Source organism: Acinetobacter guillouiae (assembly GCF_002370525.2).
GTDB classification, from domain to species: Bacteria; Pseudomonadota; Gammaproteobacteria; order Pseudomonadales; family Moraxellaceae; genus Acinetobacter; species Acinetobacter guillouiae.
The window spans coordinates 3,413,200-3,429,332 of record NZ_AP014630.1 but is presented as its reverse complement, the minus strand read 5'-3'; the positions used below and the strand labels follow the sequence as shown (position 1 = coordinate 3,429,332).

Annotated in this window: 14 protein-coding genes and 1 tRNA gene; 7 read left to right on the top strand and 8 right to left on the bottom strand. The window is 39.6% G+C overall.

The features are described 5' to 3' along the window. Window positions 1-9 precede the first annotated feature (9 nt). Window positions 10-1,398: an amino acid permease gene (locus AS4_RS16055; protein ID WP_004823234.1), complete on the top strand. Its 1,389-nt coding sequence runs from the start codon at window positions 10-12 to the stop codon at window positions 1,396-1,398. Window positions 1,399-1,484: 86 nt separating this feature from the next. Here AS4_RS16055 and AS4_RS16050 read toward each other — a convergent pair whose 3' ends face one another. The 5 genes from AS4_RS16050 to carA all read right to left on the bottom strand — a co-directional run bounded on the left by AS4_RS16050 (window position 1,485) and on the right by carA (window position 8,509). Then, entirely contained in the window at window positions 1,485-2,108 is a 624-nt protein-coding gene (locus tag AS4_RS16050) for a CatB-related O-acetyltransferase (protein WP_096734815.1), read from the bottom strand. Window positions 2,109-2,253: 145 nt separating this feature from the next. Further along, window positions 2,254-3,138 (bottom strand): class I SAM-dependent methyltransferase, encoded by an 885-nt coding sequence (locus AS4_RS16045; RefSeq protein ID WP_096734814.1) that lies wholly within the window; start codon window positions 3,136-3,138, stop codon window positions 2,254-2,256. A gap of 414 nt (window positions 3,139-3,552) precedes the next feature. Continuing rightward, window positions 3,553-4,029: a transcription elongation factor GreA gene (gene greA, locus AS4_RS16040; RefSeq protein WP_004717337.1), complete on the bottom strand. Its 477-nt coding sequence runs from the start codon at window positions 4,027-4,029 to the stop codon at window positions 3,553-3,555. Between the two features lie 92 nt (window positions 4,030-4,121). After that, on the bottom strand, window positions 4,122-7,355 hold the full coding sequence (carB, locus tag AS4_RS16035) for a carbamoyl-phosphate synthase large subunit (RefSeq protein ID WP_096734813.1): 3,234 nt from the start codon (window positions 7,353-7,355) through the stop codon (window positions 4,122-4,124). A gap of 14 nt (window positions 7,356-7,369) precedes the next feature. Next, entirely contained in the window at window positions 7,370-8,509 is a 1,140-nt protein-coding gene (gene carA / locus AS4_RS16030) for a glutamine-hydrolyzing carbamoyl-phosphate synthase small subunit (RefSeq protein WP_096734812.1), read from the bottom strand. 319 nt (window positions 8,510-8,828) lie between these two features. Between carA and AS4_RS16025 the strand changes: the two genes are divergently transcribed. After that, entirely contained in the window at window positions 8,829-9,293 is a 465-nt protein-coding gene (locus AS4_RS16025; protein ID WP_096734811.1) for a hypothetical protein, read from the top strand. Between the two features lie 113 nt (window positions 9,294-9,406). On the opposite strand, the gene AS4_RS16020 is transcribed toward AS4_RS16025, so the two are convergent. Further along, window positions 9,407-9,946, bottom strand: coding sequence for a DOMON-like domain-containing protein (locus tag AS4_RS16020; RefSeq protein WP_096734810.1), 540 nt, complete (start codon window positions 9,944-9,946; stop codon window positions 9,407-9,409). Window positions 9,947-9,957: 11 nt separating this feature from the next. After that, entirely contained in the window at window positions 9,958-10,281 is a 324-nt protein-coding gene (gene yhbY / locus AS4_RS16015) for a ribosome assembly RNA-binding protein YhbY (RefSeq protein WP_004717326.1), read from the bottom strand. A gap of 198 nt (window positions 10,282-10,479) precedes the next feature. On the opposite strand from yhbY, the gene rlmE reads away from it, so the two are divergent. From rlmE to AS4_RS15990, 5 genes are all read left to right on the top strand, one after another. Continuing rightward, entirely contained in the window at window positions 10,480-11,130 is a 651-nt protein-coding gene (gene rlmE / locus AS4_RS16010; protein WP_004717323.1) for a 23S rRNA (uridine(2552)-2'-O)-methyltransferase RlmE, read from the top strand. 179 nt (window positions 11,131-11,309) lie between these two features. Further along, window positions 11,310-13,199 (top strand): ATP-dependent zinc metalloprotease FtsH, encoded by a 1,890-nt coding sequence (gene ftsH / locus AS4_RS16005; protein WP_004823226.1) that lies wholly within the window; start codon window positions 11,310-11,312, stop codon window positions 13,197-13,199. Between the two features lie 131 nt (window positions 13,200-13,330). Further along, a complete protein-coding gene (gene folP, locus AS4_RS16000) occupies window positions 13,331-14,185 on the top strand; it encodes a dihydropteroate synthase (protein ID WP_096734809.1) in 855 nt (284 codons plus the stop codon). Between the two features lie 159 nt (window positions 14,186-14,344). Then, the gene (locus AS4_RS15995; RefSeq protein ID WP_004717317.1) at window positions 14,345-14,659 is read left to right on the top strand and encodes a DUF5713 family protein; all 315 of its coding nucleotides are present in this window, start codon (window positions 14,345-14,347) and stop codon (window positions 14,657-14,659) included. Window positions 14,660-14,880: 221 nt separating this feature from the next. Further along, window positions 14,881-14,957 (top strand) — tRNA-Met (locus tag AS4_RS15990). A gap of 129 nt (window positions 14,958-15,086) precedes the next feature. Here the strand turns inward: AS4_RS15990 and AS4_RS15985 are convergent. Beyond that, entirely contained in the window at window positions 15,087-16,130 is a 1,044-nt protein-coding gene (locus AS4_RS15985; RefSeq protein ID WP_004823222.1) for a hypothetical protein, read from the bottom strand. Window positions 16,131-16,133: the final 3 nt, after the last annotated feature.

Genomic DNA, 16,133 nt, shown 5'->3' with positions numbered 1-16,133 from the left:
AATAATCATATGTCAAAACATGAGCAAGGAAACCTGAAACATGGTTTAAGCAATCGGCACATCCAGCTTATCGCGCTAGGTGGTGCTATTGGTACAGGATTGTTTCTGGGTATTTCGCAATCGATTAAGCTTGCTGGTCCTTCAGTCATACTCGGTTATGCGATTGCTGGATTTATTGCATTTTTAATGATGCGACAGTTAGGTGAAATGGTGGTTCAAGAACCCGTCAGTGGTTCATTTAGTCACTTTGCTTACAAATACTGGGGCTCATTTGCAGGTTTTATGTCTGGCTGGAATTATTGGGTACTCAATGTTTTGGTATGTATGGCAGAGCTGAGCGCAATTGGTCTTTATATTCAATATTGGTGGCCTGAAATTCCAACTTGGATTTCAGCATTGGTGTTTTTTGTTTTAATCAACGGTATCAACTTATTGCATGTAAAATTTTTTGGTGAAATGGAGTTTTGGTTCTCTATCGTCAAAATTTTGGCAATCCTAGCCATGATAGGCTTTGGTTCCTATCTACTTGCAACAGGTACAGCAGGGCCACAGGCAAGCATTAGTAACCTTTGGGCATTGGGCGGGTTTTTCCCATTTGGTGTGGAAGGTTTAGTCATGGCAATGGCTGTGATTATTTTTGCCTTTGGTGGGATTGAGCTATTTGGTATTACCGCAGCAGAAGCGCGTGATCCTGATAAAACTTTGCCTAAAGCAGTCAATCAAATTATTTATCGTATTTTGATTTTCTATATTGCAACACTGTTTATCTTATTTGCACTTTTTCCATGGAACCAAATGGCAGAAGGCGGTAGTCCATTTGTAATGGTATTTGCTTCACTGGATAGTCATGGTGTTGCAACCTTACTGAATTTTGTCATTCTTACCGCAGCTGTTTCGGTGTATAACGGGACCAGTTATTGTAGTAGTCGGATGTTACTTGGTTTAGCGCAACAGGGTAATGCACCGAAGTTCCTTAAGCATATTAATAAGCGTGGTATTCCAACCAATGCGGTTTATGTTTCAGCTTTTGTCACAGTTTTATGTGTACTACTCAATTATGCATTTCCAGAAAAAGCATTTGGTTTATTGATGATGTTGGTGGTTGCTGCAATTGTGATTAACTGGGTGGTTATTTCATGGACGCATTTAAAGTTCCGTAAAGCCATGCAAACACAAGGGCAGACCACCAAGTTTCCAAGTATTGCTTATCCATTCAGTAATTATCTTTGCATTATCTTTATGTTGGGTATTCTGGTGGTAATGTCATTCACCGAGAATATGCGTATTGCAGTGATGATGATTCCAGCATGGATTCTTTGTTTGATGCTTGCTTATTATCTGAAACAACGAAAGTTAAAAAATGCACAGCAAAATGTTGTGTTAAATTCTGATGTGTAGCAAAAGATTTTAATCTTTGCAAAAGGGCTAAATTGATATTTAGCCCTTTTTGCTTTTTGTGTGATTATTAACCTATACCGAGGGTATTATTCTGCTGCTTTTAAAAAATCAATCAATTGATTGATATCATCGCTTTGTAATCGCTCTCGAATTTTTAGAATTTGCTTCTCATCTAAATCATACAATTTAACTGACTGTAATTTTTCAATCTGATCTTGAGAAAACCGATATTTAATGAGTTTTGCTGGTACACCACCGACAATTGCATACGCTGGCACGTCTTGAGTGACGACTGCACCTGTAGCAACGATGGCACCTTCACCTAGCGTTACCCCTTGCATAATCATGGCACGACTGCCAATCCAACAGCCATCGCCAATCACCGTATCCCCAGCGGGTAAAAAGCTACGGGTATCAAAAGGAAATGTAGAAATCCAGTCAGGGCGATGTAATTGATTGCCACCCATCATGATCACACATTCCGCCCCAAAACAAACAAAGTTACCAATATATAACTGGTCAATTGGTTTCTCTACAGTTGATGGCTTATCGTGCAAATAACGCACCACGCAACGTTCAAATCCCTGATCCCAATATGCCGAATAATAAGAATAATTTCCTTTAATATGAATATTGAGATTTTTCACAGTCTTAGAAATAAACTCAAATTCGCACCAGTGTTTTACGGGGGAGTGAATAGCGTCAGTCATGGGAGTACAAAAGCTTAAGTGCAAAGGCTAGAGCGCGCATTGTAACCTTAGATTGAACTTAGATCTTGATCAGCAATTAAAAAATATTCAGTGTATTGGGTTTAAACATCAATTCTTCAGCTATTCCTTGGCTGGTATTCAAGTATTAACCTATTTTTAAATGGATCAAATGCGTGGCATGGGTATGACGAATATGATCAGCACGATGGTTAAAGTAACGATGGGTAATGTCTTTACCTGATAAATCTTCAACCACCTGATAACCCATCATTTCAACTGCATGATGCAATGTTTGCGAAGCAAACGAGCCAATCAAAGGCTCTTTTAAGAAACGAGTAAACTGTGACACTGCGAAGCTACCCAAACGCTCAATACCTTCTAAGGCTTTATAATCAATCGAATAATCCATCACGACTTGGCTATTTTTGCCAGTAAAGGATGCAATGTTGTGTAAGGTTGCTAGGGTTGCTTGTGGGGTTAAATAATGGGTTGTGCCCAGCCATGAAAAAAATGCGGCTTGGGTGTTTTGAAATCCACTACGCGCCAAAGCATCAGACAGTTTTTCTTTTTCAAAATCAATCCCTACAAATTCCACATTACTTGGGAGCTCACCTGTATTACTGAGCTTTTTTAATTTTTCTAATTTGGTTCTTTGTGTATCAGGATGATCAATTTCAAATATTTTGAGTTGAGGGTATTGCTGGGCCAAGCGTAATACAAAAGAGTCTAGACCAGCGCCAACCAATACATACTGTTGAATATGATCATGTTCAATCGCTTGCTTTAAAAGATCTTCTGTATAGCGAGAACGCCCCACCACTTGTCCAGTCAATTTACCAAAAGTTTGATTCATCAAATTGGAATTTAACGCTTTACGTAGAAGGGCGTTATTTAAAAGTAAGCGCCATTGTGAATTGGTCATTTCAAATGCATAAGGGTCAGAGAATACTGGATCGTTGGCATTTAAATGGTGATTGGCCCTAATTGCTGCTGCCGCTTCAGCAGTTTTACTTGCTCGTCCTGCTTTCATCCTCGTCCTCAATGAATTTTAATTTTTCCTCAATGTAATGCATAGAAAATATTTAACAATGGCAATTTACTTTGAACAGTTGGTGATAATTGCTAGTTTTCTTGGTGTCTATATGGCCGAGGCATTTTATTTAGCTTGGCGCAAGATCTGAGCGATGTATGGATGATGTTTGATATTTATTCAATGGATAGGCGAGCAGTGTTATTTTCTGGGTGAATGTAGGATTATTCTGATCTGACTGTTTTTTAATTTTTCTATCTTTGGCTGTTTTATCTTGAGTTTTGACAAAAAATATTTTGAGTCTGCTTGTCTTAGTCAATGATTGATGACTGAATATAAAAGTGATTCGTTTTTGTTATTGATATTATATTTTTAGCCCAATAAAAAGGGCTGAATCATCAGCCCTAGTATGTGTTAAATATATTCAACACTCACCACTTCATATTCCACTTCACCCTGTGGTGTGGTGATTTTGGCTTCGTCGCCTTCATTCTTACCAAGAAGACCACGCGCAATAGGTGAGTTCACTGAGATCTTATTGATCTTAAAGTCAGCTTCATCATCACCTACAATTTTATAGGTTTTCTTTTCTTCAGTATCCAAATTCTCAATGGTTACTGTCACACCAAAAACCACACGACCTGTTTGTTCGAGTCCTTTAACATCAATGACTTGGCAAGCACCAAGTTTACCTTCGATGTCTTGAATACGACCTTCACAAAAACCTTGTTGCTCGCGCGCTGCATGGTATTCTGCGTTTTCTTTTAAATCCCCATGTTCACGTGCTTCTGCAATTGCAGCAATAATACGTGGACGATCAACAGATTTTAGCTGTTGCAATTCTTTCTCTAAGGCGACCTTGCCTTCAGGAGTCATAGGATAACGTTGCATTGTTGTCCCTCAGTTCAGTATTTTAAAAATACAGGTTTATAAAATGAAAAAAGCCCGCCACCGATAAGATGGCGGGACTTATCGAAAACGAATTAACCTAGTGTTTGCAAATCTTGCAAGCGATATACATCCATTGGCAATTTAATTGCTAAAGCTTGGCATACAGCATCAGCACCATTCAAGGTTGTTGTGTAATACACTTTACCTTGAAGCGCAGAGCGACGGATTGAGAATGAATCCTGCTGAGCTTGTTTACCTTCTGTAGTATTGATAATGAGGTGAATCTCGCCATTTTTCAAGCGGTCGACAATATTTGGGCGACCTTCTGTTACTTTATTCACACGTTCACATTCAATACCAGCGTCTTTAATGACATCATAAGTACCGCCAGTTGCGATAATTTTGAAGCCTAAATCAACCAATTGTTTCGCAATACCCGCGGCACGAGGTTTATCTGAATGACGTACTGAAATAAATACGTGCTTCACTTCACCTTCAGTTGGTTTACCCGGTAAGCGATCATTAGAGCCTAACACAGCTTTATAGAAAGCTTCACCAAAAGTTGTACCAACACCCATCACTTCACCAGTAGATTTCATTTCTGGTCCAAGGATCGGGTCTACACCTGGGAATTTATTGAACGGGAATACTGCTTCTTTTACAGCAAAATGCGTTGGGATAATTTCTTTTGTGAATCCTTGAGATTCTAAAGATTGACCCGCCATACAACGTGCTGCAACTTTTGCTAATGATTCGCCGATACATTTAGAAACGAACGGTACTGTACGAGACGCACGTGGGTTCACTTCAAGAATATAAACGTCATTACCTTTAACAGCAAACTGTACGTTCATCAAGCCAATCACACCAAGCTCTTTCGCCATAGCAACGGTTTGACGACGCATTTCATCCTGAATCTCTGCAGAAAGAGAGTAAGGCGGAATTGAACATGCTGAGTCACCAGAGTGAATACCTGCTTGTTCGATATGTTGCATAATACCGCCGATTACCACATCTTTGCCGTCAGATACACAGTCAACATCGACTTCAGTTGCATCATCAAGGAAATGGTCAAGCAGTACAGGCGCTTCGTTAGACGCTTGTACAGCATCACGCAAGTAACGTTTAAGTTCGTCGTCGTTGTATACGATTTCCATCGCACGACCACCAAGGACATAAGATGGACGTACAACCAACGGATAACCCACTTTAGATGCTTCAGCCATACCTTCTTCAGCAGATTTAACAATGCTGTTGCTTGGTTGACGAAGATTCAAACGTTGAATCATCTGTTGGAAACGTTCACGATCTTCTGCGCGGTCAATCGCATCTGGAGACGTACCGATAATTGGTGCGCCTGCTTCTTCTAAAGCACGAGCCAATTTCAAAGGTGTTTGACCGCCGTACTGTACGATAATACCTTTTGGTTTTTCTGTACGTACGATTTCTAAAACGTCTTCTAAAGTGATCGGCTCGAAGTATAAACGATCAGATGTGTCATAGTCAGTTGAAACCGTTTCAGGGTTACAGTTGACCATAATGGTTTCATAACCATCTTCACGCATTGCAAGGGCAGCGTGAACGCAGCAATAATCGAACTCGATCCCTTGACCAATACGGTTAGGACCACCACCGATCACCATGATCTTGTCACGGTTAGATGGATTCGCTTCACATTCGTCATCATAAGTTGAGTACATGTAAGCAGTATCTGACTCGAACTCAGCTGCACAGGTATCTACGCGTTTGTAAACAGGGTATACACCCAAGTTCCAACGGTGCTTACGGAATTGCTTTTGCGAAATGCCCATCAAGTCTGCGATACGTAAATCAGATAAACCTTTACGTTTAAATGCACGGATATTGTCAGCGTTCAAATCACCAAAACCTAAAGTTTTGATTTGTTCTTCAGACTGAATGATGTCTTGGATTTGAATCAAGAACCAACGATCGATATTGGTTGCAGCAAATACTTCATCTAATGTGAAGCCATGACGGAATGCGTCAGCAACATACCAAATACGCTCAGGACCTGGCACTTTAAGCTCTACCAAGATTTTATCTTTCGCGCCTTCAGTACCTACTGCAATTTTCTCATCGAAACCACAAGCACCGACTTCAAGACCACGAAGTGCCTTTTGTACCGATTCTTGGAAGTTACGACCAATTGCCATGACTTCACCCACAGATTTCATCTGTGTAGTGAGTGTTGCATCAGCTTGTGGGAATTTCTCGAAGTTAAAACGAGGAATCTTGGTTACAACATAGTCGATTGCAGGTTCAAACGATGCAGGCGTTGTTCCACCAGTGATGTCATTTTTCAATTCATCAAGGGTATAACCCACTGCAAGTTTTGCTGCAATTTTGGCAATAGGGAAACCTGTTGCTTTAGACGCAAGCGCAGAAGAACGAGATACACGAGGGTTCATCTCGATCACAACCATACGGCCATCTTTCGGGTTGATACCGAACTGAACGTTTGATCCGCCTGTCTCTACACCAATTTCACGTAGCACCGCTAAAGAAGCATTACGCAGTAATTGGAACTCTTTATCTGTCAGAGTTTGTGCAGGTGCAACAGTAATAGAGTCACCTGTATGGACACCCATTGGATCGAAGTTTTCAATGGTACATACAATGATACAGTTGTCGTTTTTATCACGAACAACTTCCATTTCATATTCTTTCCAGCCAATTAATGATTCATCAATCAATAATTGTTTGGTTGGAGAAAGATCAAAACCGCGTTCACAGATTTCAATGAATTCTTCTTTGTTATAGGCGATACCACCACCTGAACCACCCATGGTAAATGATGGACGGATAATCACAGGGAAGCCGAAACGGGCTTGAATTTCAAGCGCATGTTCCATGCTTTCTGCAACATCAGCACGTGGGCATTCCAAACCAATTTTGCGCATTGCGATATCGAAAAGTTTGCGATCTTCCGCTTTTTCGATGGCTTCTTTGGTCGCACCAATCAATTCAACATTGTATTTTTCTAAAATACCGTTGGCATCAAGTGCCAATGCACAGTTTAATGCCGTTTGACCACCCATTGTTGGAAGAACCGCATCTGGGCGTTCTTTCTCAATGATTTGTGCAACAGTTTGCCACGTAATCGGTTCGATATACGTTGCATCTGCCATAGTTGGGTCAGTCATAATGGTGGCTGGGTTAGAGTTCACCAAAATAACACGGTAGCCTTCTTCACGAAGGGCTTTACATGCTTGTGCACCTGAGTAATCGAACTCACATGCTTGCCCGATGACAATCGGACCCGCACCAATAATTAAGATGCTTTTAATGTCTGTACGTTTAGCCATGATCGCTTCCTTAATTACTTCTTAGATGCTTCAATAAGTTCGATGAAATGATCGAACAATGGGGCACAGTCATGTGGACCAGGGCTTGCTTCAGGGTGACCTTGGAAGCTAAACGCAGGTTTATCTGTACGATGAATACCTTGTAGGGTTTGATCGAACAAAGATTTATGCGTAGCTTTGAGGTTTGCAGGTAAAGTTTCTGCATCTACTGCGAAGCCATGGTTTTGAGAAGTAATCATCACTGTACCATTTTCAAGGTTCTGTACAGGATGGTTTGCACCGTGGTGACCATGTGGCATTTTCACAGTTCTAGCGCCAGAAGCTAAAGCTAGAATTTGATGACCCAAACAAATACCGAAAACAGGTAGGTTTGTAGTTTCAACAATGGTTTTTACTGCTGCAATTGCATAATCACATGCTGCTGGATCGCCAGGTCCATTTGACAAGAACACGCCATCTGGATTTAACGCCAATACTTTTTCAGCAGGTGTTTGTGCAGGAACAACAGTTAATTTACACCCGCGGTCTGCAAGCATACGTAAGATGTTGGTTTTGACACCATAATCGTATGCAACAACATGAAATTTTGCTTCTGGTTGAGAAAAGCCTTGGCCCAATGTCCATGAGCCTTCGGTCCATTCAAAACCTTCTGGGTCACAACATTCTTTCGCAAGGTCTAAACTATCTAGACCACCAAAGGCACGTGCTTTTGCAATAGCTTCTTCTTCAGTAATATTATCGCCGGCAAGAATGCATCCGTTTTGTGCGCCTTTGTCACGTAAAATACGTGTCAATTTACGAGTATCGATATCTGCAATGGCAACGACATTATGTTGTTGTAAATATTCGCCAAGAGACTGAGTAGCTCGGAAATTGCTGTGTAATAACGGTAGGTCACGAATGATTAAACCATTCGCCCAAACTTTATGAATTCGACCTGATTCAGCGTCTTCTTCATTACAACCAGTATTACCGATATGAGGATAAGTTAAAGTTACAAGTTGCTGTGCATAACTAGGGTCGGTCAAAATTTCTTGATAACCAGTCATGGCAGTGTTAAAAACGACTTCACCAGTCGTACTTCCCGTAGCGCCGATCGATGTACCTTTAAAAACAGTACCGTCAGCAAGGGCTAAAATGGCGGGGGTGCTCAAACCATAGCTCCTGAACTAAAACCACAAAAATAGGGCTGTAAAAAAGCGAGTAGACGAAAAAAAAGGAAGGCTTACTAAATCCTACCCTCCTCTTGTCTGCTCGCTTGTAACTTAACAGCGCATTATACGCATGAGCCTCTCGAAAGTCTATTTTATTTCGAGGGATAATCTAAGATAAATGCCTTGCTATTTAGCATTAATTCTGCTTTTCAAGTGAATTGTTTGAAATTGTAAGTATTTAAATATTGTCAGACAAATCAAAATCTAAAATTTATCCTTTCAATGTATCTTATTGACTCACATTCCAGGGGGAATCAATATGACTACATCTAAAGAAACTGTTACAAATAAAGTAGCAAAAGAGACTGCTGCTTTGAAAGAAGTTGTGACTGAAACTACGGAAAATTTAGAGAAGTTAGGTAAAGAAGCGCAGCAGAAAGTTGCTGAAGCGGTTACCGAAACTAAAACTAAACTTGAAGCAGAATCAGAGCAATTAACTGAGCAAGTTCAAGATCAAGTACAAAACTTTAAACAAGATTTAGTACAACGTCTTGATGTGATCAAATCACAATTTTCAACTTCACAAAAAGATTTGGTTGAATTGGCTGATTTCTTAAAAGCAGAATTAAGCATTTTAGTGAAAGAGTTAACTGAAGTTGGTAAAGAAATTCGTGAAGATGTTTCACAAATTTCGAGCAAACATAAAGTACAGTTAACTGAAACTTTAAAGCGTTCAAAAGATCATACTTTAGAAGTTTGGAATAAAGTAACAACAAAACAATAAGTTATGTAAAACTTATGTTTTGAGGAAAGCCATTTCTCTTAGAAATGGCAATAAAAAAGTGAGGCTAGTTGCCTCACTTTTTTATTTTCAAGCACAGTTTACATAAGCGTATTTTAAAATGTATATAACCAATCACGTTTATTGTGAAAGTCGGCTTGTTGGCCACTGTGTTGCATGGCAAAGAAATGTTGACCTTGCGTGGTATTTAAAACAGCGCTTAAACCCAAAAATAAGTCTGACCATTTTAATTTATTGGCAAGCATGAACTCGCTAAGATCTATGCTGACATTTAATCCATAATGCGTGCGCTTTAACTGATTTAATTCAATGTCATAAGCAGCGACTGGTGGTATATTTTCAGGATAACGATATTCTTCAAATTGGTAAGCTTGCCAAGCTTGAGAAGGGGATAGATTAATTTCACGATAATAATCTTCACCTTGCACACCAATAAAAATCTCAAAACAGGTATTTTCCCAAAGGAAATCCTGCCGTGGATTTGCTGTAACCAGTTCAGGATAAATTATGAATTGATTGGGATCTCTTAACCAATAACCGACATTGAGCGTATATGGGCTAATTTGTTCAATTGCACCAACTAGGGAGATACTTTGAAAACGACGATCAAATGCATTCAGTTCGAAACTTGCCATGAAAATAAATCTTAATTTGAAAGATGAGCGTGGCGAACTAAATTAGACAATTTTGGATTTTGTTTCGCAGCTTTTTTATAAAGCAATGCAATTTTACCAATTGTTTGAACAACTTCCGCACCAGTGACATTGGCAATTTCAGTAATCGTTGCAGCACGTGCTTCGCGGTCTTCACCTGTAACCTTGACTTTAATTAACTCGTGATCATTTAAAGCACGGTTTAATTCTTCAACGACACTTTCAGTCAAGCCTTTATCGCCAAGCATTACAACAGGGTTTAACGCATGTCCGATTTGACGTAAACGTTTACGTTCTTGGATAGATAGAGCCGCCATAAAAGATAACCTAATTTTAGAAACGACTTAGTATAACAAAAGCCATATCACTACGCTGTAAATTCTGTAGAAATAATCGATGAAGCTTATTCAAAAAAACATATCAATATCTGTCGATTTAAATCAATATGAATACTGCAATGAGAATTTTTTTCACGTACAATCAGAAGTTAGTTATCGGTTTAGATCAAGAGAGTTATGGCTACACGCATTACCAACCAGAAGTTATCCAAAAGTAGTCGTGCGTGGATGAGAGAGCATTTAGATGACCCTTTTGTGAAAAAAGCACAAAAAGAAGGTTACCGCGCTCGTGCTGCATATAAACTTCTTGAAATTCAAGAAAAACACAAAATGATTAAACCAGGGATGACCGTGGTTGACTTGGGTGCTGCGCCAGGAAGTTGGTCGCAAATCGCAGGTAAACTGGTCGGCGATAAAGGTTTAGTGATTGCTTCAGATATTTTAGAAATGGATGCTTTGCCTGATGTAACCTTCTTACAAGGTGACTTTAGAGAAGAAGAAGTTTTCGAAAAATTGTTAAATATTTTAAATGGACGCACTGTAGACGTTGTAATTTCAGATATGGCCCCCAATACATCAGGTAATAGGGCTGTAGATCAACCTCGCCAGATTTACTTGTGTGAACTTGCGTTAGATTTTGCCAACAAGGTTCTTGGACCAAAAGGGCAGTTTTTAGTTAAAGTTTTCCAAGGAACTGGTTTTGATGAGTTCCGAAAGCAAGTCGTGGATAGTTTTGATGTGTTAAAAACAGCAAAACCAGCTGCTTCACGTGCACGTTCAAAAGAAGTTTTTTTAATTGGACAGGGCCGTAAAAAAGTTTCGCAATAGGTGGTGTTTTTGAGGTATGTTCATTCTTCGTAATGAATTGCCAACAAATGCTTGCCAAGTTGTTAAAAATTGTGCATTTTGTACCTTTTTAACCTTTATTGCGAAATTCATTACTCGCTTTTTGTTACGATCAAGCAAGATTGAGCCTGATCAAAATAGTTATATATGGGAATAAAGCTTTGAGCGATTACTTCAAAAATGCCGTATTGTGGCTGGTCATACTGGGTGTGCTGATCTTAATCTTCAGCAATCTCAGTGACCGCAGTAAGCCTTCTGCGATGAATTATTCAGAATTCGTCACAGCGGTGAATGCTGGTCAAATTAGTAAAGTCACAATTGATGGTGAAAGAATAAGCGGCGAAAAAAAGAACGGTTCGAACTTTGAAAGTATTCGCCCAGCAGTTCAAGATCCTGAATTGATGCCTACACTCATCAAAAATAACGTTGTTGTTGAAGGTACTGCACCTCAACGTCAAGGTTTATTGATGCAACTTCTCATCGCAAGCTTTCCTGTGCTTTTAATTATTTTATTGTTCATGTTCTTTATGCGTAACATGGGTGGTGGTGCAGGCGGTAAAAATGGTCCAATGAGTTTTGGTAAATCTAAAGCAAAAATGCTTTCAGAAGACCAAATCAAAGTGACCTTTACCGATGTTGCTGGTTGTGATGAAGCAAAACAAGAAGTTGTGGAAATCGTTGATTTCTTGAAAGACCCTGCAAAATTCAAACGCTTAGGGGCAACAATTCCTAAAGGCGTATTGATGGTTGGTCCTCCAGGTACAGGTAAAACTTTACTTGCGAAAGCGATTGCTGGTGAAGCCAAAGTTCCATTCTTTAGTATTTCAGGTTCTGACTTCGTTGAAATGTTCGTTGGTGTTGGTGCATCTCGTGTGCGTGACATGTTCGAACAGGCGAAACGCCATGCACCATGTATCATCTTTATTGATGAGATTGATGCAGTTGGTCGTCATCGTGGTTCAGGTACAGGTGGTGGTCATGATGAACGTGAACAAACACTCAACCAAATGCTTGTTGAAATGGATGGTTTCGAAGGTAATGAAGGGATTATCGTCATTGCTGCAACAAACCGTGCGGATGTACTGGATAAAGCATTACTTCGTCCGGGGCGTTTCGACCGTCAAGTGATGGTGGGTCTGCCAGATATTAAAGGTCGTGAACAGATCTTAGCAGTGCATTTGAAGAAACTTCCTTCGGTAACAGGTGTTGATCTTAAAGTATTGGCACGTGGTACACCTGGTTTCTCTGGTGCGCAATTGGCGAATCTTGTCAATGAAGCTGCATTGTTTGCAGCTCGTCGTAACAAGAACACCGTCGATATGCATGACTTTGAAGATGCAAAAGATAAGATCTACATGGGCCCTGAACGTAAGTCGATGGTGATCCGTGAAGAAGAACGTCGCGCGACTGCATATCATGAAGCAGGTCATGCCATTGTTGCAGAAATTCTTCCAGGGACTGACCCTGTGCATAAAGTAACAATTATGCCACGTGGTTGGGCTTTGGGTGTAACTTGGCAGTTGCCAGAACATGATCAAACCAGCCATTACAAGTCTAAGATGTTGAATGAACTTTCAATCTTATTCGGTGGTCGTATTGCAGAAGAAGTTTTCATTGATCAAATGTCAACGGGTGCTTCTAACGACTTTGAACGTGCAACCAAAATGGCACGTGCGATGGTGACCAAGTATGGTATGTCAGACAAAATGGGCGTGATGGTCTATGAAGATGAAAACCAGAATGGTTTCTTCGGAAATGTCGGTAGCCGTACGATTTCTGAAGCAACACAACAACAGGTTGACCAAGAAGTACGTCGTATCTTGGATGAACAGTATCGTGTTGCGCGTGATATTCTTGAAAATAACAAAGATATTGCACATGCAATGGTAAAAGCCTTGATGGAATGGGAAACGATTGATCGTGATCAAATCCGTGACATCATGGAAGGTCGTGATCCTCAGCCACCTAAGGTTTATGTTGCTGAAAATCCAGTGCTTGATGTAACACCTACAGATGGTCCATCAACACCACCACCATTACCAGCGACCTGATCAGTCAGTGAATAAACAAGAGCCTCAATTGAGGCTCTTTTTTTATACGAAAAAATTCACAGATGAAAAAAAATCACTGTGCCATTGATTTGAATTGTTAAACTAGCCTGAATTGAATACGGAGAATTGACATGCAACTGATGCCACTACCCAAGCAAATTTTGCAATGTGGGCGTTTAAGTCTGGATTTATCACAAGCACATGTCATGGGTATCTTGAATGTCACTCCTGATTCATTTAGCGATGGTGGGAAGCATGATCAAAAAGATCAAGCTGTTGCTTATGCCAAGCAAATGATTGCTGATGGTGCGACAGTGATTGATGTTGGCGGTGAATCTACACGCCCGGGTGCATCTGTAGTCGAGATTGCCGAAGAAATACGTCGTGTTGTTCCTGTGGTTGCTGAATTAGCCAAATTGGATGTCATTATTTCAATAGATACCTCACAGCCCGAAGTCATTCGTGAGGCGGTTAAGGCTGGTGCACATATTTGGAATGATGTCCGTGCCTTAACTCGTCCACATGCCTTAGAGGCTGCTGCAGAGCTCAATATCCCTGTGATTATTATGCATATGCGAGGCGAGCCAACCACAATGAATCATCTTGACCAGTATGACGATGTTACTCAAGAGGTAATTGCTGAATTACAGCAACGCGTAGATGATGCACTACAGGCAGGAATTCACCCCAAAAATATTATGATAGATCCTGGTTTTGGTTTTGCTAAAAATGCGCAACAAAATTTAAAGCTTCTCAATGAGTTTTATCAACTGAACAACATGGGCTATCCAATTTTATCTGCCTTATCTCGTAAGCGCTTCATTGGTGAAGCTTTAGACGGTGCAGATGCGAATCATCGTGCTGTTGGTAGTGTTGCTGCACACTTGCTCAGTATTCAACAAGGCGCGTGTATGGTGCGTGCACATGATGTAAAAGCAATGTCGGATGCAATTAAAGTATGGCAAGCCATGCGATCTGCAATTTAATGATGAATGGTCAATAGCCTCTGATATTGTTTGATCTTTTTTTAAAATTTAGATCATCTACATCTGAAAAATTAATCAGTTAAATTGCTCGATCAATTTGGTGAATTGTATGGTTTGTGTTATATAAGCGCGTGAATTGCTGTTTTATTTTAGGTTGCAATGTTTAACGATCTACTTCTCCCAATGTTCGATGATGAATATTATCCAGATATTCTAGTTGCTGAGGTTAAGCAACTTATTGAAAATTTTGCTAAAAAAGTGGCAAAAACCAGCTTTAGTGATGCAGAAATTTATTCTATGGCAAAACTGACTGTGACTGAAATTAATGAAATGAAACCACAGTTTGAAGATCTTGATTCTTCTTTGGATGGTACTGCAGCTGATTATATTGCTGAAGCAATGATGATGGTGGTACAAGACCAAGGGTATCTCGATATTGAAATGGAAGAGCTTGTTGCAAATAGAGAGTGGTAAGCCACTCTCTTTTTTTTTGCTATCGATTTTTAGAGATAAATAGGGGGGAGAGCTTAATTCCTTCCTTATTTGCGATACTTATTAAGCTGTTTTTTTCGATAAAAACATAAATATGTATTAATTTTAAACATTTAAATATCAATTGCTTAAAGTATGATCATTGGTGTGTTTCAATGCTTGACGTAGGGTAGATAACTTTAGATAATGCGCACACAGTTTATGGCTATGTAGCTCAGTTGGTTAGAGCACCGCACTCATAATGCGGGGGTCACAGGTTCAAGTCCCGTCATAGCCACCATTTTTATAGACCATGCTCACTGCATGGTCTCTTTTTTTGTGCATCATCAAAAGATCACTAGATACAGATAAAAATTATCATTGTGCTATGAATATTTAGAATACTGAAAAAATCCAGTTGAATATTTGATTAAGCTTTTTCTGCTAAATAATTTTCTATAAATCTTTGTGTTTGCGTGTCAAGGTAGAATGGCGCAATCAAGGATTGAATGATCTCATCCAATAAGCCATGCTGATCTAAAGCACCTAGTGTATGCGGAATAAAGCGATCTGCTTCGATAAATAAATCGTTTTGATCTAAGCCAACAGAGTGTAGTAATTCTTGTAAGCTATATTCCCCAAAGTATTCATAAAATGCTTCAACAACATTTAAAATGACTTGTTGCATATATTCTGTTTGACGTAATTCTTTCCAAGTTTCATAAACAAGAATAAAGAATTCCTCAAAATCAATGGATTGAACTTGAGAGAAAGCCTCTTTTAATGAGCGTTGCTTAACTTCATTCCAAACATGTGTGGCGATATCTGCTAGGTCTTCATTAGGCAGTAGAATGATATTGCTGAGTTGGCTACGGATAGCAGTAGCGAGTTGCTGTTCTAATTTAAGCTCAATATTGTGTTGTTGATCTTGAATAAAGCTGATGACTTTCGCACCAATACGGTTGTGTTTAACGGTGTATTGACGTAGCTGGTTGAGCCAAGGGGTGTTGCTTTCTAAAATCTGATTGGCAAGCTGTAGGCTAACCTGTTGAATCTGCGGGTTGTGCTGTAAGTTTTCTTGAATATAGTCTCTTAATTGTTCTAATTCTAAGATTTTAAACATCCACAGTTCAAAAGATTCATCTGAGAGTAGATCATTGAAAATGGTTTGGCTATGAATGGCATATTGATGAATTTTTTGAGCGACGACACCGATAAATTCAAGAATATCTGCGCCTAAATTCAATTCAAAAGCATACTTTTGCACCACAGATTGCAGTTGCTCAAGTTGAATCACATTTTTTAAAAGGATTTTGTCTGCATTTTGATAGGTTTGGGAAATAAAATTTTGAATAAATTGCGGATTTTTTTGATCTAAGAGTTGTTTTTTAATAAAGCGAACTTGCTCAAGCAAGAGTGCTTGAGCAAGTTCCTGAGCAAAGCTCGAAGGTGGAGGTGAATTATTCACATTCACGAG